15 protein-coding genes, 2 tRNA genes and 1 rRNA gene are annotated in these 21,044 nt (G+C 31.0%); 15 read left to right on the forward strand and 3 right to left on the reverse strand.

All coding sequences use genetic code 11. From position 1 onward, the window contains the following. Nucleotides 1-15 precede the first annotated feature (15 nt). The 9 genes from CPIN17260_RS01255 (at nt 16) to CPIN17260_RS09650 (ending at nt 8,885) form a co-directional block, all read left to right on the forward strand. Nucleotides 16-1,194: a replication-associated recombination protein A gene (locus tag CPIN17260_RS01255; RefSeq protein ID WP_418225667.1), complete on the forward strand. Its 1,179-nt coding sequence runs from the start codon at nt 16-18 to the stop codon at nt 1,192-1,194. A gap of 241 nt (nt 1,195-1,435) precedes the next feature. Continuing rightward, nucleotides 1,436-1,909, forward strand: coding sequence for a cyclic pyranopterin monophosphate synthase MoaC (gene moaC, locus CPIN17260_RS01260; RefSeq protein ID WP_193431673.1), 474 nt, complete (start codon nt 1,436-1,438; stop codon nt 1,907-1,909). After that, the gene (locus CPIN17260_RS01265) at nt 1,890-2,153 is read left to right on the forward strand and encodes an HP0495 family protein (protein ID WP_226996960.1); all 264 of its coding nucleotides are present in this window, start codon (nt 1,890-1,892) and stop codon (nt 2,151-2,153) included. The genes moaC and CPIN17260_RS01265 overlap by 20 nt, the downstream gene beginning before the upstream one ends. An 11-nt stretch (nt 2,154-2,164) precedes the next feature. Next, a complete protein-coding gene (locus CPIN17260_RS01270) occupies nt 2,165-3,376 on the forward strand; it encodes a hypothetical protein (RefSeq protein ID WP_078440436.1) in 1,212 nt (403 codons plus the stop codon). Nucleotides 3,377-3,404: 28 nt separating this feature from the next. Then, entirely contained in the window at nt 3,405-3,791 is a 387-nt protein-coding gene (gene ruvX / locus CPIN17260_RS01275; RefSeq protein ID WP_078440437.1) for a Holliday junction resolvase RuvX, read from the forward strand. A 12-nt stretch (nt 3,792-3,803) separates the two neighbouring features. Then, entirely contained in the window at nt 3,804-5,438 is a 1,635-nt protein-coding gene (locus CPIN17260_RS01280) for a multidrug ABC transporter permease/ATP-binding protein (RefSeq protein ID WP_078440438.1), read from the forward strand. Between the two features lie 49 nt (nt 5,439-5,487). Beyond that, the gene (locus CPIN17260_RS01285) at nt 5,488-6,201 is read left to right on the forward strand and encodes an NADH dehydrogenase (RefSeq protein WP_078440439.1); all 714 of its coding nucleotides are present in this window, start codon (nt 5,488-5,490) and stop codon (nt 6,199-6,201) included. Continuing rightward, nucleotides 6,201-8,570, forward strand: coding sequence for a tetratricopeptide repeat protein (locus CPIN17260_RS01290; RefSeq protein ID WP_078440440.1), 2,370 nt, complete (start codon nt 6,201-6,203; stop codon nt 8,568-8,570). Before CPIN17260_RS01285 ends, CPIN17260_RS01290 begins: the two co-directional genes overlap by 1 nt. A gap of 81 nt (nt 8,571-8,651) precedes the next feature. Next, nucleotides 8,652-8,885, forward strand: a complete 234-nt coding sequence (locus CPIN17260_RS09650; protein WP_078398219.1) for a 4Fe-4S binding protein — start codon at nt 8,652-8,654, stop codon at nt 8,883-8,885. A 398-nt stretch (nt 8,886-9,283) separates the two neighbouring features. Here CPIN17260_RS09650 and CPIN17260_RS01300 read toward each other — a convergent pair whose 3' ends face one another. After that, nucleotides 9,284-12,199 carry an autotransporter serine protease gene (locus CPIN17260_RS01300; RefSeq protein WP_157887317.1) on the reverse strand — a complete coding sequence of 972 codons (2,916 nt, stop codon included), beginning with the start codon at nt 12,197-12,199 and terminating at the stop codon, nt 9,284-9,286. Between the two features lie 236 nt (nt 12,200-12,435). Between CPIN17260_RS01300 and CPIN17260_RS01305 the strand changes: the two genes are divergently transcribed. The 6 genes from CPIN17260_RS01305 (at nt 12,436) to CPIN17260_RS01330 (ending at nt 19,131) form a co-directional block, all read left to right on the forward strand. Further along, complete coding sequence (locus tag CPIN17260_RS01305) at nt 12,436-14,838, forward strand: autotransporter serine protease (protein ID WP_078440442.1); 2,403 nt, start codon at nt 12,436-12,438, stop codon at nt 14,836-14,838. After that, nucleotides 14,801-15,364 carry an autotransporter outer membrane beta-barrel domain-containing protein gene (locus CPIN17260_RS01310; protein ID WP_078440443.1) on the forward strand — a complete coding sequence of 188 codons (564 nt, stop codon included), beginning with the start codon at nt 14,801-14,803 and terminating at the stop codon, nt 15,362-15,364. Before CPIN17260_RS01305 ends, CPIN17260_RS01310 begins: the two co-directional genes overlap by 38 nt. A gap of 726 nt (nt 15,365-16,090) precedes the next feature. Next, nucleotides 16,091-17,603: ribosomal RNA gene (locus CPIN17260_RS01315) — 16S ribosomal RNA — on the forward strand. Between the two features lie 136 nt (nt 17,604-17,739). Beyond that, nucleotides 17,740-17,815 (forward strand) — tRNA-Ala (locus CPIN17260_RS01320). Nucleotides 17,816-17,820: 5 nt separating this feature from the next. After that, nucleotides 17,821-17,897, forward strand: a tRNA-Ile gene (locus CPIN17260_RS01325). A 397-nt stretch (nt 17,898-18,294) separates the two neighbouring features. Beyond that, nucleotides 18,295-19,131 (forward strand): DNA ligase, encoded by an 837-nt coding sequence (locus CPIN17260_RS01330; protein WP_226996962.1) that lies wholly within the window; start codon nt 18,295-18,297, stop codon nt 19,129-19,131. An 18-nt stretch (nt 19,132-19,149) separates the two neighbouring features. On the opposite strand, the gene CPIN17260_RS01335 is transcribed toward CPIN17260_RS01330, so the two are convergent. Together CPIN17260_RS01335 and CPIN17260_RS01340 are read right to left on the reverse strand one after the other, a co-directional pair. Then, entirely contained in the window at nt 19,150-20,076 is a 927-nt protein-coding gene (locus tag CPIN17260_RS01335) for a phospholipase A (RefSeq protein ID WP_078440444.1), read from the reverse strand. Continuing rightward, a complete protein-coding gene (locus CPIN17260_RS01340) occupies nt 20,069-20,689 on the reverse strand; it encodes a molybdenum cofactor guanylyltransferase (protein ID WP_078440445.1) in 621 nt (206 codons plus the stop codon). Before CPIN17260_RS01340 ends, CPIN17260_RS01335 begins: the two co-directional genes overlap by 8 nt. Nucleotides 20,690-21,044 lie beyond the last annotated feature (355 nt).

Raw genomic sequence — 21,044 nt, forward strand, 5'->3', positions numbered from 1 at the left:
AAGGAAAAATGGCTAGTGTTCGCATTGGAATTTAGACCTAAAAATCTTGATGAGATATACGGTCAAGAACAAATAGTAATGGTGTTTAAAAAATTTATCGAAAATAAAAAAATACCTCATAGTATATTTTATGGTGTTGCTGGTTGCGGTAAAACAAGCTTTGCCAGGGCTTTGGCTGGAGTATTGAATTATGATTTTTATGAGTTTGATGGTGGAAATTTAAAGATTGAAGAATTTAGAAAAATTTTAAAAAATTATGAAAATGCACTAACAAAACCTCTATTTTTTATAGATGAAATTCATAGACTAAGTAAGACACAACAAGAAGCCTTGCTTGTTCCTATGGAAAATTACAAAGCATTAATTGTTGGGGCAAGCACTGAAAATCCATATTTTACCCTTAGTTCCGGTATAAGAAGTCGTTCTATGTTGTTTGAGTTTCAGCCATTAGATAGCACTGAACTTGAAAAAATGCTTTTTCATATCAAAGATAAAATAAATTTTGTGATAGATGATGATGCAAAAGAGTATCTTATAAAAAGTAGCGGAGGCGATGCTCGTGGCTTTTTAAATTTACTTGAGTTTGCACTAAGTCTTGACACTCATATAACACTTGAAAATCTTAAAATTTTAAGAGGTCATAGTGTTTGTAGCGGTGCATCAAATAATGATACACATTATAACCTTGCTAGTGCTTTGATAAAAAGTCTAAGAGGTAGCGATATAGATGCCTGTATTTATTATCTTGCAAGACTTATAGATGAGGGCGAAAGCGCTGATTTTATAGCTAGGAGGCTTTTAATTTTTTCTAGCGAGGATATAGGAAATGCAAATCCAAATGCTTTAAATGTGGCTACAAATACACTACTTGCTGTTTTAAAAATAGGCTATCCAGAAGCGAGAATACTTCTTTCTCAATGTGTTGTGTATCTAGCTTCATCCCCTAAATCAAACTCAAGCTATAAGGCTATAAACAAAGCATTGGAATATGTTAAAAACAATGAAAAACTTGAAATTCCAAAGTATTTAATCAATACATTGCCTGAAAAAAAAGATTATTTATATCCTCATAATTTTGGCGGATGGGTAAAACAAAGATATCTTGAAAAAGATTTGAAATTTTATGAAAGTAATTCAATAGGTTTTGAAAAAACACTTGATGAATGGCAAGAAAAAATAAAACAAGGTAAATAATAAAAAACCCTCTTGGGGGAAAGAGGGCTTACTACAAAAAGGAGGTATTTCTTTTTGAACTTCGGAATACTACATTGTTCTTATTAATCAAAAATTAACTTAAAATTAATGAAAATATAAAATACATATTTCATACATAAAAATAGAATTTTTTAACTTCTTTAGATTGGTCTATTAAGCGTATAATATATAGTTGTTAAATATTTTTGTTATAATGTTTAAAAATATGTAAGGAATTATAATTATGCTAACACATATAGATGAAAACAATCGTCCAAAAATGGTAGATGTAAGTCAAAAAGATATTACAAAAAGAGTGGCTACGGCTAGTGGTGTTATACAAATGAGCAAAGAGGCTTTTGAGGCTGTAAAAAACAATACCGGTAAAAAGGGGCCAGTTGCCCAAACAGCTGTTGTTGCAGCTATAATGGGTGCAAAAAAGACAAGTGAACTTATACCGATGTGTCATCCTTTAAATATACTAGGCGTTAAGTGTGATATAGTACAATTAAGTGATATATATGCTTATAAACTTTTTGTTACTGTAACGATAGATGGAAAAACTGGTGTTGAGATGGAAGCATTGACTAGTGTGAGTATAGGACTTTTAACTATATATGATATGATAAAAGCGATAGATAAAAGCATGGTTATAAGTGATATTATGCTTGAAAGCAAGAGTGGAGGAAAAAGTGGTGAATATACTAGACTTTGATAAACAAAAAGCACAGATACTTTACCCAATTTTTTGGGAGTATAAGGTTATATATGATTCTGAGGTTGATATTGACAATAAAATAAAAGAGATTTTGGGCAAGAGAGATTGTTTGATAAGCTTTTCAAAATTTAGTAAAGATAAAAAATATAAAAGCTATAATCTTAGTGTTTTTGTAAAAAATGAAGCAGAGCGACTTGAAGTATTTTCTTTGCTTAAAAAAAGTGCGAAATATGTTCTTTAAGGAAAAATATAATGAAAGATAAAAAAGATAAATTGGATATAGGTTTAAAAAATTATAAAGATAAAAATGGCGATTTTAAAAGTTTAAAAGATATTAGTGCTAATTATTTTAGCGATGTTAGTGATTTAAATTTGGATGATTTTAAAAATACTTTAAAAGAAAAGATGAATGATTTGCTTGCAGGGTTTTTAAAATACGATTTAGCTACAACCGAAAATTTAAAACTTGCTATGGAAGGAATAAATCAAGCTTTGATTGGCAAAAAAGAGCGTGAGTTATACGAGCTTTTAAATGCCAAAGATGAGATAACAAAAAAAATTAAATCAAACCAAGATGATATAAGACAAAAATTAAGATTTTCTTTTGAATCTGCTGAAGATATAGTTTCAAATAGCGAGTTAAAACACAAAGATGAGCTTTTAAATTTATTAAATAATGCCATTATTCAAGAAACAAGAATGCTTGAAATTTTAAAAGAGAGTTCTCAAAATGCATTTTTGACAACTCTTGAAAATGGAGTTAATGTGCAAGACACCATTTACCAAATTTCAAAGAGCATGACATACTCTGCTATACACGAGGGTGAGTTTGATAAAAATAGAATACTTGAGATTTCAAAAACCATAATACTTGCTGCTGTTGAGGTTGCAAATGAAAGCCATATATTTGCAAAACAGTTAGTTGGCGGAGCTATATTTGGAACAAAAGAAGGTATAATAAGCTCTATTGAGAGAATTAAAGAGCAATCAAAATATATACCAGATGAGTTAAAGCTATCACAAAACATAAATCAGTTAAAAGATATTTATAAAAATTTTATAGATATGTTAAGAGAGCTTGAAACATCTTGCGAATCTCCTTCTAAAGATGAAATAAAAGTAATTATTGATGAAAGATTAGATAACGCCAAATCTAAATTAAAAAGACTTAGTGAACAAGCAAGTGAACAAATTAGTGATAGACTAAACGAATTAAGGTTAAATGAAAATATATCAGAGCTTGTAAATGTGGCAAATGAAAAACTTGAAAAATTAAAATCAGCTATAAATAAAAACGGGGCGGATTTTAATATAAATGATAGGTTTGACCATATCAAAAAAGAGTTTGATAAGAAAACAGGTGAAAAATTTGAAGAGATAAAATCTTTGGATTTAAAGCAGGAAGCTAAAAAATTAGGCGATAGAGCTTACAATGCCGCTAAAAATTTTATCGGGAAATTTTAAAAAAGATAAAGAGTAGTATTAAAATACAATGAACGATGAAAAATTTGTAGCTATAGATATCGGATTAAAGCGTATAGGATTAGCTTTTGGGTTTAAAGGTGTAGTTGTTCCGCTTACACCTATACTTAGGAAAAATCGTAACCAAGCATCAAGAGATATCAGTAGGGTTTTGGGTGAATATAATGCTGATATTTTGGTCGTTGGCGTGCCTATTGGTGGGAGTAGTGAAGATGAAATGAGAAGAAGGATATTGCATTTTGTATCTTTGCTTGATTTTGATGGAAAGATTATATATCAAGATGAATCGTTTAGTAGCTTTGAGGCTGCTGATTTTGTAAAAGATAAAAGAGATGGTAAGCTTGATAGTATGGCCGCACTAATAATACTAAAAAGATATTTGCAAATACCTGCATAAAAAGAGTTAAATGTGATAAAAAAAATACTTAAAAAAAATATAAAAACACTTATAAAAATATTTTTCTTAACACTTTTGTATAGTGGACTTGGTATTTTAACTTTATCTTTTATAAATAATCAAATTTTAACTATAGTCGATTTTGATGTGTTTGTTGTGGTTGAGTTTTTATTGTTGTTGGTTATTTTCTTGGTTGTGTCTATATATGCAAATGCTAGCCTTTCTATATTTGGACACAATTTTGTTTACAATATGCGAAAAGAGGTTGTAAAACGCATTTTAGATACTAAAAATAGCCAAATAGAGCTAATAGGAAAAGCAAAAATAATTGCAAGTTTAAATAATGACATAAGAACTATTTCATTTGCTCTAATGAGTGTGCCAAATTTTATACAGGGTTTATTTTTTATGGCAGCTACTAGCATTTATCTTATTTATATATCTCCAAAATTATTTTTATTTGTTTTTGTTTGGATACTTGCAATGCTATTTGTTGGTGTATTTTTTATGAGTAATATACACAAATACTTTAAACTTGCTAGAAAAAGCGATGATGGGCTTCAATCAAGCTTTGAAGATGTGGTTCAAGGTCATAAAGAGCTTACTCTAAATAGGCATAGGGCAAGTATAGTTTTTGATGAGTTTGATAATGTTGCAAATGAAAAAAAGATAAATCTTATAAAGGCTGATATATATAATTCAATTAGTGATAATTGGAGCAATATAATGCTTCTTGGTTTGGTTGGTATGTGTATATTTTTATCCATTTCTCTAAATTGGGCTAGTTTACAAACAGCTATCACGGCAGCTTTAACGATACTTTTTTTAAGAACTTCTTTGACTTCACTTATAGGCTCTGTTCCTACCTTGCTTAGTGCTAAGGTGAGTTATGAAAAACTAACGAGCTTAAATTTTGTTGATTATAAAGATGATTTTTTGCCTAAAAGTTTACTTGATAAAAATTGGAAAGAGCTTCGTTTTGAAAATGTAAATTTTAAATATAATGATAAATTTGGATTAAAAAACTTAAATTTAAAAATAAATCGTGGTGATATGATATTTTTAATAGGCAAAAACGGAAGTGGTAAAAGCACTTTTTCAAATTTGGTTTGTGGCTTGTTGCAGCCAAGTTCGGGAAAAATCTACCTTGATGATGTTGCTATTGGTCATGACAACTTGTCTGATTTTCAAAGCAATATAAGTGCTATTTTTAGTGACCTTTATCTTTTTTCACAAGTCATAGATGAAAATGGTGATTTTTCAAATGAAGAAGAATATACTAAATTGCTTAATATGTTAAAAATAGAAGATAAAGTTCAGGTTTTAAATGGCAAACTTAGTACCACTTCTTTATCTACTGGGCAAAGAAAACGACTTAGTCTGCTAGTCGCACTTAGTGAAAAAAGAAGTTTGCTTATACTTGATGAGTGGGCTTCTGATCAAGACCCGGTTTTTAAAAGAGTTTTTTACAGAGAAATTTTACCATATTTGAAAAATCAAGGAATTAGTATTTTAGCTATTAGTCACGATGATTCTTATTTTGATATAGCAGATAGGATACTTTTAGCAAAAGATGGATGTATAAGAGAGCTTTTTGGAGAAGAAAGAGCGATAGCTAGCATTGATGCTGTTGAAAAAATAAGCTAAAATAAAGTCTTTAAAAGAGATAATAAAAGCTTAAAAAAGGAGATAAATTTTGAAATTTAAAGAATTTAAGAAAGCAAAAACTTTAAGCTTGGCAAATTTATTATCTTTATCAAATTTAAAACTAGCCAATGAGCTTAAAGAGTGTGAGTTTAAGTATATTTCTTGTTTAAATGATGAAATTTTAGGAAGCAAAAATCTAATAAAATGCGAAATAGGAAGCATTAGCTATGTATTAGCGTTGCTTTGTAAATACACATTAGATATCAAAGATGAGTATTTTGATGGATTAGATGAAGGCTATTTGAGCGGTGAATGTAGTGTTGGGGAAGAAGAATTTGATGAGTTAAAAGAGTGGATGAAAGATGTAAAAAATATAATTATAGACTCTTCATTCTTTACTCATCCTGACTCTAAAATGCTTTTTGAGTTTTTGAACTTGTTTGATATTGATATAGTTTTAGCTGATGGCGAAGCTAGTGAGATAAAAATTGATAAAAAATTTACCGAGTTAAAAGAGCTTGATGGTTATGATGGTAGTGTTATTTATCAGTATATTTCGCAAGACTCTTTTGTAAAAGGTGGCACAAGCTTTGCTATTGCAAGTAAGGTAAAAGGTAAGGATAATATTTTTTTAAAAGCAGAAGATTTTGAGCTTAATGCCGATTTTATACTAGATACAACTTTAAAAGGAACGATAGCTTTTGTGCCTGTAAAAAAGGTAAATGGATATAATTTTAGGTTGGTTAGAGTCCAAAAGATATAATGAATAAAATTTTATTATTTTTATTTTGCCCATTTTTGCTTTTTGCTTTTACTATTAGTTTAAATAGTGGTATTGAAAATAAAAAATCTTATAGTGTCTTAAAGATTAGTGATGATAAAGAATTTGAGTGTGTTGAACAAATTTTGGCTTATAACACAAAAAGATATGCTTGTATGTTGGATGATAATGGCATGATGGACATACAAGATGTTGAACTTGATCTTATGGATATAAACTACAAAAAACAAGATGGAAAGTTTTTTATAGTTGTCTTGCCAAAGGCAAACTCAAGACTTATAAACACCGAAAATAAGTTGTATTTTGATACTAACGTTAAGACAAATAAAAGCAAAACTTCAAAACAATTTGATATTGTTGTGGATCCAAATTTAAAAGAGTTTGATGAAACATTACCAAATGGTGTAAACTTCGCTCCAAATTTTGATTTGCTTTTAAGACCAAATGTAGGAGCTTTGGATTTTAATAAGGCTCCTATTGAAGGTTTTGATAGCAATGATATAGATATCTATATAGGGATAAAAAAATCTTATGATAACAAAAGCTATAATAAGGTCATAGATGATACGCAAATAGCCATACAGCGCCATCCAAAAAGTATTTTTGCTGGTGAGTTTTTGCTTTATAGATTAAGAGCTATGGATAAAATCTTTGAAACAAAAGATGAATACGAAGAGCTTACTCCTGAAAATATCGTTCAAGAAGGCAAGGCTTGGATGAGAAAATTTGTATCAGATGATAATTACCCTGAAGTTTTGTATATGGTGGCAAGGGCATACATAAAAGACAATATTCTTAGTGATGCAAAATATATGATAGATATACTTTTAAATGAGCATCCAAAGTCTGTTTTTACTTCTCTTGCGATACTTGATTATGCTGATGCTGTTTATAATAATGGTAAAGACAAAGATGCATTAAAGCTTTATGAGAATGTGCTTTATGCAACAGATAATATAAATATAGCAAGTCGCGCAGCTTTAAGCTTAACTAACAAAAGCATAGAAAAAGAAAAAATACAAGATGCAAAGAAATATGTGCTTAAAATTCTAAACTCAAATAATGATTATTTTTTAAAGGATAAACAAAAAGCATTTGACTTAGCTGGTGTTTTTGCAAGAAATAAAATGCCAGAAATATCAGCTAAGATATATGAAATTTTAGTAAAAAACACTGGAAAAATAGATCATTTATATGAAGTATCTTTGAAAAATTTAGGTATAGAACTCGCAAAAGACAATCAAACAAAAGAGGCTTACAAATACCTAAATAAATATCAAGATGAGTTTAAATATGGTGATTACGTAAGCGAAGTGCAAACCGCAATGGACAATCTGTTTTTCAAGCTTGATGAAAACAATGCTACAAAATTAAGAGAGCATTATAAAGAACTTATGAAAAAATATCAAAATGCAGATATAGGTAAAAAAGCTTTACTCTCTCTTATGGATTTAAATATTAAAGAAAGAAAATTTAAGCAAAATTTGGAGTATGCCGTTTTGGTTAAAGACTTAAATCAAACAAAAGGCATTGAATATCTAAAAACATCAGCATTTGAACTTGCAAAAGACAGTATAAGACAAAATGATTGTCAAGATGTTGTAAAGCTGATTGAAAATTATGATGTAAATAGGCTTGAATTAGCTCAATTTAAACTATATGAATGTCTTAATAGAACAGCTAGGTTTAAAGATGCATTAAATTTAGCACAAACACATATTTATGATAATGATTTAGAAGATAGGGTTGAGTGGCTTGTAAATTTGAGTGATAGTTACTATAAGACTAAGGATTATGAAAACAGCATAAAAGCTGCAAATGATGCTATCTCTTTGGGTGCTAGTGTTGAGCATTCAGATCCAACTCCTGCCTTATTTTTTAGATTTTATTCTCTTTTGGAGCTTGATAGATTTTCTGAAGCCATTGCAACTTTGCAAGTTATGGATGAGATAAGAGGTCAAGATTTTAAGCTTATAGAAGCTTATGATAAAGTTAGTAAATATGCTTTTTATAAGAATGATTTTGCAAATGCAAATATCTATTCAAAAAAGGCATTAGCGCTTCAAAATGGTGTTAGAATAAACACATTTACGCCAGAACTCAACTTTATATATGCCAGTTCGTCTTTAAAATTAGATCATATAAGTGATGCGTTGGATGAAGCAAAATATATACTTAGTTTAAGGCTTAAACCAGAAGAAAGAAGTAGGGCTTTAAACTTAATATCTACTGTTTATATCCAACAAAAAAAACCACAACTTGCTAAGCAATATTTAACAGAATGTGTAAATACAAATATACAAAGTTCATATAAATCTCTTTGTGAAGCTCAATTAAATTTAATAAAATGACATGGAATTTATTTTTATTTTTTTTATTTCTCTACCTTTTGATACAATAAATGTTTTTTAATTTACACAAAAAGGCTAAAAATGTCAAAAAAGTATAGGTTTGTGATATGCAATCCAGAGCTTTGTATTGGGTGTAAAGCTTGTGAAAAAGCCTGTCCAAACGCTTACACACTATATACTTTATTGATATTGGTTAAAATATCAAACCAATGTCGTCAGTGCGAACGGCTATTTTTGTGCGAGTGTCTTTGCTGTAATCAGACTTTATATTTTCATATAAGTCATATATATAATTTCGTGAAAATATATGTATAGGTTGTAAACTTTGCGCGATTGCCTGTCTTTATGGAATTATTCAAAGGATATTCCATCTTTAAAGATGATTGCAATTACAAGATTAACTTCATCAAAAGCAGAAAGTTTGTTGTGTTCAAATATGATTTATTTATATTGTTGATTTAAAAAAATCTTTCATATTTTTTAAAATTTAGAGCATATATGATTATAGATCTTTAATGTAAGAGCTAAAATATATTTTGCGACTCTATAATTTAGATGTTTTATTATTATTATTATACTAATTTTATTTAAGGTTGGGTTATAAAAATATCTTTTTACTATTTAAAATTAAAATTATAAATTCTTTAATTTGTTCCATGTTTCCCAACCTTATATAAAATTCTTTAATATATATTTGTTTGTTTTGCGATTTATTAAAATTTATAAAAAGCACCCAAAGTAAAGACGCTATTATCTTTTTTGCCATCTTGTATTGACACATCGTGCTTAAAGTCGACGGTAAAATTTTCATTTACATCATAAATTAGCCCAAATCCTAGCCAAGTTATATGTTTGGCTTGTGATATACCTTTTACATTTATGTTGTTATTCATATTGCTAAATTTAGCGTCAAAGCTAAAATCATTAGGTTTTGGAGCGCATGAATGGGTGATATTAGAATTTAGCGTAAGAGAGTTAAACTTAAAGCTAGACCTCACACCTGCTAATATAGAGTATGTATTATAGCGTTTTTTATCCGCAGTAATTCCTAAAGGCAGGTTTTCACTAAAGGCCCCACGAGAAATTTTATTTAGCTCAGTAGCTATAAATGGATTTAAATTCACAAAATCAACATTATAAAAACTTCCTAGCTCAGTGTAAGCAGAGTAAGTTTTGTGGTTGTATGATACATCGGAGTTTTTGTCCGCAACAACCCTTTTTATATCATTTTTTGAATCATTTAGTCCAACTCTGCCAGAGAGATAAAAATTTAAAAAATCATAAGATCCGTACACCGAAACATTGTCATTTTCTATTTTTATATCACCTGCTGATTTGTCAAAAGTAGCTTTTGAAGCGCTTTTTGATATAGCAAGACCGAGAGTTAGCTCATCGGTTACTTTGCCGTCTAGTCCGATTTGAGTTCCTTTTGTCTTAGCTAGAGTGTTTGCGTAGCCTTCTTTGGTGATTTTGCTCTCACCATACACCCCATCAAACCACACTCCACTTTTATAAGAGCGCATTAGCGAAGCTATCCTGTTGCTTAGTGTGCGATTTATGGTCTGGTTTTGTTTGAGTATTATGTTTTGATTTGATGCGTGAATTTCTCCTGAGAGTGAGTCTATCATTTGTGGGAGTACGTTAGCATGTGCATTCATTACTCTTACTGCCGTAGCTGAAATTTCATTTTGTTCTTGAGTTTGTGCTAGCTCATTTAAAGCCGTATCGAAATTTTTAGCTGTATTTAAAGAGCTTGCTGTTACGTATCCTGCTGCCTGCAATACGTGTACGGTAGCTTTTCTGTTGTATTCGACCCATATATTTTGCTTATCTTTATCCATATAAAAACTAGATAAATGTATATATCTTGATACATTATTTGAAGTTTTATAATCTCCATTATAGTTTTTTATCTCGTTTGCTTTTACTATATTTCTTTTTTTGGTTTGAGTGCCTATTACAGAATGGATATTTTCAACATCGGCTAGGATATAAGAGTTATCTTTCATATCCATTGTACCCGTAATTTCTAAATTTGACTTGTCGATATCTATGGCTATGCGACCTTTATCTTTTGAAACGTAGTTTCCATTTATTTTAAGACCATTTCCGTATACCTTTAACAATCCACCATTGTTTGTTACGCTATATGTATTGCCATTGCCTATATTCACAGTGTTGTTATGATTTTCTGCAAGAAGCGTTCCATCTTTTTCTATTGTAACGTAAGAATTTTTCAGTGATTTTTGGACAACTATAGCGCCATTTTCTATCCATGTTATACCTTGATAGGTATTTTCTCCTCCTAAGTATAAAGTTCCAGTTCCTTTTTTGTATATTCCGGCATCGCCTGCCATATCGTTATTCCAAGTCAGTTTTCTTGTATCTTTATAATTTCTATAATCAAAATCAACTGTAAATAAATTTTGTGTTACTCTATGTTTGTCTTTGTTTGTCAAAAGGCGTTTATCTAGTCTTCCTGGACCTCCTAAGGCTCTAGTTTCATTTAATATTCCCCAGCCAAATGTCTCATCCGGATTTTCTGTTTGATCTTTTGTGCCTGGTTTATCTGCGCTAGATAGGATAGTCATAGTAACTAAGTGATTATTCATCCATGGGAATTTCGTCCATACATTCGCAACCGCAGCGGTTACCACAGGAGCTGAAAATGATGTTCCTTCTATATATTTATAACATCCATTGGGACTATAGTTCTCACACTCATCAGCTGGTAGGTCTATGTCCCAATTCCCCCGAGCCGTGATACCCCAATTTTTACCTTTGTTTCCTATTTTGTTTGAATAACTCGCAAGTTTAGATGTGTCCCCACTATCATCAACTGCCATAACGGTTATCCAGCCGTTTTGAGCATTTGGTCTCAATAAAGGATAAAGGGCTTGTGGACTTGCATGATTTGAATATTCTTCTCCCAATACACCATCGTTTCCAGCAGTCCATATGAATATACTATCTGTCGCTGCATAGTGGGCAACATTTCCAAATGTTGTATTTGCTTGTCCGTAATCAGTGCCATTAAGACCATATGAATTGTTAAAAATTCTAACTTTTTTATCGTCATGTAAATGTTTGTAATGTTGTGAAGTATAGGCAATCGAATTGCTACTTCTAGATACCCCTGTCGAAAGGGCGAATATTTTGGCTTTTTCATTATGATTCACAACTGTATGGGACACCATTGTTCCGTGATGTTGTTTATCTTGCGGATCTTCATTTGTTTGCACTATTTCTATTCTGGATGTTCCGTTCGGTTTTTCAAATTTTTTAGATTTATAAAAGAAAGTATCGACTACACCGATATTCATAATCTTTTTTTCGTCATTGTACTTATCTTGCAAAATTTGATTTACGCTTTCTTTTACAAGCTCAAACGCTGATGTGTTTAGATACTCAATGCCTTTTGTTTGATTTAAGTCTTTAACCAAAACGGCATACTCCAAATTTTGCTTAAATTTTCTTTCTTTAATATTTAAATCCATAAGAGAGAGTAAAGCTTTTTTGCCTATATCTGCATTTTGATATTTTTTCATAAGTTCTTTATAATGCTCTCTTAATTTTGTAGCATTGTTTTCATCAAGTTTGAAAAACAGATTGTCCATTGCGGTTTGCACTTCGCTTACGTAATCACCATATTTAAACTCATCTTGATATTTATTTAGGTATTTGTAAGCCTCTTTTGTTTTATTTTTAAAAAATAATCATTGTTTGAGTTTATTGAGATTCAATTTACAGTTTTTGGATACAATTTGCGGTTTTACCTAACTTTAATTATATTAAGTTATGTCTTTAATTTCTTTGAATTAAGATTATAGCCTAGTCTTACTCAAAAACAAACTTAAGGATTAAAATGAAATTAGCCAATCTTAAAAATAGAAAAAATGCAAAAAAATTTGTAGTTTTACCAATAATATCTGTATTATTTATCGGTTGCGGTGGTGGCGGTGGTGGTGGTAGTAGTAGCAGTCCATCAATCCCAAATAATTATCCAAATTATCCAAACAATAGTCCCAATAACAATCATATAGCACCACCTGTAGTACTACCCGCTGTTAGCCTACCACATAACCCCTCCCCTGTGTCTCCGCTAGCACCTTTACCAAGTGGTATAATTCAAGGAACTTTGAAAGGCACAGAGAATTTAGATAGCAATCTAGTAGATACCAAGAAAGATGAAAAAAAGATTATGGATATCGGTGTAGTCGATACTTTCTTTTATGACTCTGAAAAATTTAAAAAAGATGGCAAATCTAGAATAGATATAACGCAAACCACACAAGACCCTAAAGATAAACAACATCACGGAACAATGGTAACTCACATGATTGTGAAACACAACACAGACTCTAAGATCTTCGTTCGGTCAGCAGGTCTATCGGGAAATAGAAATTCACTCCTGATTGGCTCTACTGAAAATGATTATAGAAATTTGCATAATAAAGGCGCTAGAATTTTTAATAATTCATATGGTTTTAATGGGACTAATCACGGAGATGTACGATTGACATTTCCAAATGTTGCCTGGTATGCAACGACAGATAGTATATTCATATGGTCTGCTGGAAATGAACATACAAATCATGCATCTCCGGAGTCGCTCTATCCTCATCTTAACGATGATGCTAGAAATGGTTGGATAACCGTTATGGCAGTTGATGAAACAGGAAATACATCTAAACTTGCAAATTATTCAAATAAAATAGGAAACAAAGGTAAAAATTGGGGTATCACAGCTCGAGGCAATTGGACTATAGAGCTACCTGGCGCCGAATGTACAAATAGTCCTTATGGATGCTATAAATATATAGAAGGAACATCATTTTCAGCTCCTGTGGTAACCGCTGCGGTTGCGAATGTATGGACGAAATTCCCATGGATGAATAATCACTTAGTTACTATGACTATCCTATCTAGCGCAGATAAACCAGGCACAAAAGATCAAACAGAAAATCCGGATGAGACATTTGGCTGGGGAATATTAAATGAAACTAGAGCCTTAGGAGGTCCAGGAAGACTAGATAAACGCCTTTTGACAAACAAAGACAAACATAGAGTAACACAAAATTTATTTACAGTTGATTTTGATTATAGAAATTATAAAGATACAAGAAAACTGACTTGGAATAACGATATGGCAGGCGATGCCGGAATATACAAAAAAGGAACTGGAACTTTATACTTAGGAGGAGAAAATACCTATCAAGGTATAACATGGATAGAAAATGGCGCTATAGTTGTCCAAAAATCACTGAAAAATTCTTACGTTACAATAGAAAAAGATGGAACGCTTCTTGCAGAAAATCATAACAACACTGTGAATATAGGCAATGGCAATACATATAGCGTAACAAACAATGGTGGATTGTTAAAGGTATACGGAAATGGTCTTAAAATAAATGGAAACTACGTTTCAAAAGATAAAGGTCGCATAGCCATAGATATCGACAAGTCAAATTTAGAAATTACGGGTACAATGGATATGAAAGATAACTCTTATATCCTAGCCGATGTTGAAAATATCCATTCTGTAATAGGCACTCAAACCAAAAAAAGAAATATAGTAAAAGCAAACGAGATAAAAAACTATAATGGAGATTATAAAACTTCAAATAATGTATCAAGATATATACATTTATCTAGTTTTTATATGGATAAAGATAAGCAAAATATATGGGTAGAGTATAATAGAAATTCTACGGCGTTTGTATTACAAGCAGCAGGATACGTAACAGCCAGCTCTTCAAATACGGCTAAAAATTTCGATACGGCTTTAGAAGAGCTATCGCAAACTCAAGAACAAAATGAAATTTCAGCTACGGCAGTAAGAGTAATGAATGCACATGCTAACGTACTCCCACAAATGATAGATTCACTCTCAGGTGAAATTTATACTTCTAGCCAAAATATACTTTTTAATCATAATTTATTAACAAATATTTCTTTTAGTAACAGAGTAAGTAGCTTATCTATAATAAATAGTAGTGGTTTTTGGTACGATGGAATGTATGCTAATAGTAAAATTAACACAAAAAATTATACAAAAGCTATATCTAAAACAAAAGGTAATTTGTTTGGAGTCGATAGTGTATTTAGCGATTATATCTTTGGTATAGGATTCGTGCATGCAAATACAGATACTAAATTTAATAATGATTTAGGAAATATCTATATGAAAAACAAAGGTATTATGCTTTATTTGAGTAAAGATTTAGGATATGCATATATATATATTAGGAATCGGTGGGTTAAATAATGTGTCAAGCAGTGTAAATAGAGAAGTTATTAATAAAAGAGTAAATTCAAAATTTGATAGCAAAGTGTATAATTTATATACAGAAATTGGAGTTAGAAAAAATATTGATAATATTTTAATAAACCCTTTTATTGCAAATCAGGCTACTCGAATAAAAAGAAATGATTTTGAAGAAAAATATGAATTTGGCTCTTTGAAAGCTAATTCAAAAAGATATAGCTCTAATTATGTTATTTTGGGTTTAAGAACTAGTTTAAATTTACAAAAATTAAACTTAAACTCAAGCGTATTTTATTCTTATAATAGCAATCCAGCAAATTTCGATTTTAAGGCAAAAGTTTTAGCAAATGGCTATAAAGATGTTGCCGTAAAAGGAGCTGGTGAGCCAAAAGATAAAGTATGGTTTGGTATCGGAGGAGCTTATAAAATTAATCAAAAGGTGTCATTACAAGCAAACTATAATTTATCTATTGAAAACAGGAATAAAACAAATTTATTAAATTTAGGAGTTTATTATAAATTTTAATTTTTACAAATACTTAATAATTTATCAATTCTTAGCTATAAATTTAACATTAGTTTTGTTTTATTTATTCCAACCCTTTTAATATTTTAAAATTGTAATGAAAGAATATCAATAAAATAATATAAGTAGTTATAGAAAATAAGTTACCAAAATTTCATTTATTTATATATTTATTGATTTTGTGGCTTATTCTTCAAATATTAAACCACTTTAAAATTCTTTCTTTTAAAATTACTATTATTTTCTTTGGATAAAAATTAGATTTTTGTAATAGTAAATATTTATTAGTAAGTTTTTAATGTTTTTAGTGATTTTAAGTAAGAATAAGATTGGATATTGTTTTTTTGTGTTATGTTTAGTGTTATTGATGTTCAATATTAGCTAACTTATCATGAAATAAATAGCTTATTCTGGTTATTTATTTATTAATTGTTATGTATCTCACCCAAATTCAAATTATTTTAAATATTATTCTCTATTTAAGTAGCATTTAAGCATTACTCTTATATAATTCCAGCTCACGATTTGAGAAACCACCTTTAACTTTTTAGTTAATAAAGCTTTTCTTTTTAAATATCGTTGTTCTGTTAAATTATAAATGTTAAACTATTAGTCAATCTTTGAAATCTAAACAAGTGATCGATTGAGCCAGTCTATATTGTTTATAGACTTAAAACTGATTAACAAAAAAATTAAAGTTTTTTAGATTAAAAACTTCATATAAATTATATGGAGAGTTTGATCCTGGCTCAGAGTGAACGCTGGCGGCGTGCCTAATACATGCAAGTCGAACGGAGATTAATTAAGCTTGCTTTTTTAATCTTAGTGGCGCACGGGTGAGTAATGTATAGCTAATCTGCCCCTTACAAGAGGACAACAGTTAGAAATGACTGCTAATACTCTATACTCCTTCCAAACATAAGTTTGGTCGGGAAAGTTTTTCGGTAAGGGATGAGGCTATATTGTATCAGCTAGTTGGTAAGGTAATGGCTTACCAAGGCTATGACGCATAACTGGTCTGAGAGGATGATCAGTCACACTGGAACTGAGACACGGTCCAGACTCCTACGGGAGGCAGCAGTAGGGAATATTGCTCAATGGGGGAAACCCTGAAGCAGCAACGCCGCGTGGAGGATGACACTTTTCGGAGCGTAAACTCCTTTTGTTAGGGAAGAACCATGACGGTACCTAACGAATAAGCACCGGCTAACTCCGTGCCAGCAGCCGCGGTAATACGGGGGGTGCAAGCGTTACTCGGAATCACTGGGCGTAAAGGACGCGTAGGCGGATTATCAAGTCTTTTGTGAAATCCTATGGCTTAACCATAGAACTGCTTGGGAAACTGATAATCTAGAGTGAGGGAGAGGCAGATGGAATTGGTGGTGTAGGGGTAAAATCCGTAGAGATCACCAGGAATACCCATTGCGAAGGCGATCTGCTGGAACTCAACTGACGCTAAGGCGTGAAAGCGTGGGGAGCAAACAGGATTAGATACCCTGGTAGTCCACGCCCTAAACGATGTATACTAGTTGTTGCTTTGCTAGTCAAGGCAGTAATGCACCTAACGGATTAAGTATACCGCCTGGGGAGTACGGTCGCAAGATTAAAACTCAAAGGAATAGACGGGGACCCGCACAAGCGGTGGAGCATGTGGTTTAATTCGAAGATACGCGAAGAACCTTACCCGGACTTGATATCTAACAAATCATCCAGAGATGGAAGAGTGTCTGCTTGCAGAAATGTTAAGACAGGTGCTGCACGGCTGTCGTCAGCTCGTGTCGTGAGATGTTGGGTTAAGTCCCGCAACGAGCGCAACCCACGTCATTAGTTGCTAACGCTTAGGGCGAGCACTCTAATGAGACTGCCTTCGTAAGGAGGAGGAAGGTGTGGACGACGTCAAGTCATCATGGCCCTTATGTCCGGGGCGACACACGTGCTACAATGGCATATACAATGAGAAGCAATATCGCGAGATGGAGCAAATCTATAAAATATGTCCCAGTTCGGATTGGAGTCTGCAACTCGACTCCATGAAGCCGGAATCGCTAGTAATCGTAGATCAGCCATGCTACGGTGAATACGTTCCCGGGTCTTGTACTCACCGCCCGTCACACCATGGGAGTTGATTTCACTCGAAGTCGGAATGCTAAACTAGCTACCGCCCACAGTGGAATCAGCGACTGGGGTGAAGTCGTAACAAGGTAACCGTAGGAGAACCTGCGGTTGGATCACCTCCTTTCTAGAGTACAATGTATATTCTCTCACAAGATATACATCAAAGGAAAATATATCAATTGATCCTTGTTTAGTTTTGAAAGATTGACAGCTAATAATTAAATATATTTTATTTCTATTAGTATTTAGAAATTAATATTGGGGAATTAGCTCAGCTGGGAGAGCGCCTGCTTTGCACGCAGGAGGTCAGCGGTTCGATCCCGCTATTCTCCACCATTTAAGGGCCTATAGCTCAGCTGGTTAGAGTGCACCCCTGATAAGGGTGAGGTCACAAGTTCAAGTCTTGTTAGGCCCACCATTAATATAGTTTAACAATATACTCTTTTTAACTATTCCATATTTTTTTATCATTGTTTATTTTATTTATATCTAATATATTATAACTATTAATTTACTTTTTTCTTTTTTTGTTTTTATTACTTTTTCTTTTTTAACTTTTATATATTTTTTTTATTTTATTTCTTAATTTATAAATATAAAACTATATTAGATTAGTTTTTAAATTCTTTATTTTTTTTATTTCTTATTGTTTGATTTTTATAATAGTTCTTTGCTTAGATTATTTTATTTAAATTCTTATATATTTTAATTTAATGTTTTTTATTTTTTTATCTTATTTGGTTGTTTGTTGTTTTTTAGATATGATTGTGTAATGTCAATTTAATAAAAAATATTAAAAATCATAAAGGATATTGGTGGATAAAATTTTAAAGTTAATTGTTATTGTCTTTATATGTATTCAAAGTATTTATGCTATTGAATTAATGAAGCTTGGCACATATAAAGATCAGAATATAAGTGGATGGTATGCTAGTGAGAAGCTTGATGGCATAAGAGCTTATTGGGATGGTAAAAATTTAAAAAGCAGACAAGGTAAGATTATAAATGCACCTTCTTATTTTTTAAAAGCACTTCCAGACTTTGCATTAGATGGAGAACTGTATACTAAAACAGATGAATTTGAAAAAATACAAAGTATAGTTATGGATCAAACACCAAATGAAAAAGAATGGAAAAATATAACTTATTATATATTTGATGTGCCTAATACAAATGGTGGATTGATTGAGCGTTTGAAAGTAGTTCAAGATTATATAGATAAAAATTCCAACAACAATAATATAAAAAATCATATAAAGCTTATACCCCAAAAACTTATAACAAGCAAGAAAGAATTAGATAGCTTGTTAGATGAGATTATAAGTAGTGGCGGAGAAGGTGTTGTAATTCGCGCGCCAAACTCTAAATACATAAAATCAAGAAGTAATTTAAATTTAAAGTATAAACGATTTATTGATGAAGAGTGTAAGGTAGTGTCTATAAATAAAGGCAAAGGTAAGTATAAAGATATGATGGGATCAATAACTTGTGAGTTAGCAAATAGAATTAGATTTAAAATAGGATCTGGTTTTAGTGATGATAATCGTAAAAATCCACCAAAGATTGGGAGTATTATTACTTTCAAATATCAAAAATTAACAAAAAATGGTATACCACGCTTTGCTACTTTTTTAAGGGTTAGAAAAGATTGAGTTTCTAACCCTCTGCTTTTATCTAAGTAACGTAAAACCTATGCCTATTTTATTTGTGCTGTGGTTATAATCTATTAAACTTTCAGCGTATCCATTAAAGTATTGTAAGTATCCCAAAATTCCACCAAATAGTGGAAATACAAGACTTGCTTGAACCGCTCCTTTATTGTCTTTTAAATGAAAGTTGTTGCGCAATAGTAGTTCAAGTGATATATTTTTTGTAGTATACTTTGCTTTTATGTCACCATAACCCAAATAACGATAAATGTCTTTATTGTCGCTCAAGTCTCCTATATGATACCAAACTCTAGGAGTTATGGATAGATTTCTAAAATTTAATTTAGAGCTAGCATATACCCTGTTCCAGCTTCTGCTTTTATCTTTACCTAGTCCATTTGATTCGTGTAAAACACCTATATCAAAGCTATTTATCCGTTCATTGTTTGTATATAGACGCATAAAAACTTCTGGCCTATAATTTGTTTCTCTAAAAGGCGAACTATGCTTTCCTGTTTGCCACCATGATGTTTGAGAGTATGCCATATAAAGATTGGCCCATTTCGGCAATAGTGAAATTTCTATCGGTTTTTTAATACTTATGTTAAATTTGGTTTCAAATTTTTGTCTATCGTTATTAGGGACACTAGAAGCATATGTACCTAAGAGCAAATAGTTTAATTCATGAAAACTTATACTACTTCCAGCAAAAAGTTCCCTAAAAAGTGCTTCATCTTTTGCTTTTGAATTGTTTATAATATCTGATTTAATGTGTTCTTCTGAACTTGAATCTTTTTCTATGTTCTTAGAGGCTAAGCTTTTATAGATATTCATTGCACCTTTTATATCGCCTGCTTCTTCTAGCTCATTCGCAAGGTTAAATTTATCAGCATCATTTGCAAATAAATAAAAAGAAAAAATAAATAATATAAATAATGATTTATTCATAACTTAAAGCCTTTTTTAAATCATCAGGATTATTTAGGTTTATCCCTTCATTATCACCAGAAAGTTCAACCCTAACTACATCACAAATTTTTAAAAGCTCTTTTATTTTATGCTTTCCATCCTTAGCTAATTTTTTTGCTTTATCTGCTACGCTAGGAGAAAAATAACCACAAAGTACATGATCTCTTTCTGCTTCACAAGCTATTACGATTTCAAAATCATCTTTTAGCTTAGACATATCTTTGATGCTCTCGGGTTTTAAAAAAGGCATGTCAACAGGTTGTATAAAAACTGGTTCATTAAAATGATGAAGTATACTAGCAAGTGCAATCATTGGAGAACTTTCATCGCTTTCATCGGCTATAAATTTAATGCTTTGATTAAGTTTAGCATTGTTAAATTTATTATTTTTTGCACTTATATAAACCTCTTTAAAAATAGATGATAGCTTATCTGTTACATATGCAGATAGACTTGCCTTGTCTTTAAAAGGCATTAATGCTTTATCTATTCCCATCCTACTACTTTTGCCACCAGCTAATACCACACAAGATTGCTGTTGTTTCATTAATAAAAACCCATCACAACCATTATCTTTGCAACTATGTTCCATTTTAATCCTTGTTGATTTTTTATTTTTATTTTATCTATTATTGACTTTTTGTCGCCTTATGATATCTTAAAATATAAAAAAATTAAATACACAATGCTAAAATTATTGTAGCAATTAAAATTAATTATTAACTATGATTTATAGATAACGTATTTTTATTTAATATCACCCACTAAAATATTTTTATTTTTTTTATAACATTAAGCACATATTAAGCATTACTCTTATATAATTCCAGCTCACGATTTGAGAAACGGAGTTTATCTCCTTTAAAATATTAAGTCAATATTTTATTTTTAAACAAATCGTTGTTCTTTTAATTACAATTGTTAAGAGTCACAAGCAAGTTTTAATA

The organism is Campylobacter pinnipediorum subsp. pinnipediorum (assembly GCF_002021925.1).
GTDB lineage: Bacteria > Campylobacterota > Campylobacteria > Campylobacterales > Campylobacteraceae > Campylobacter_A > Campylobacter_A pinnipediorum.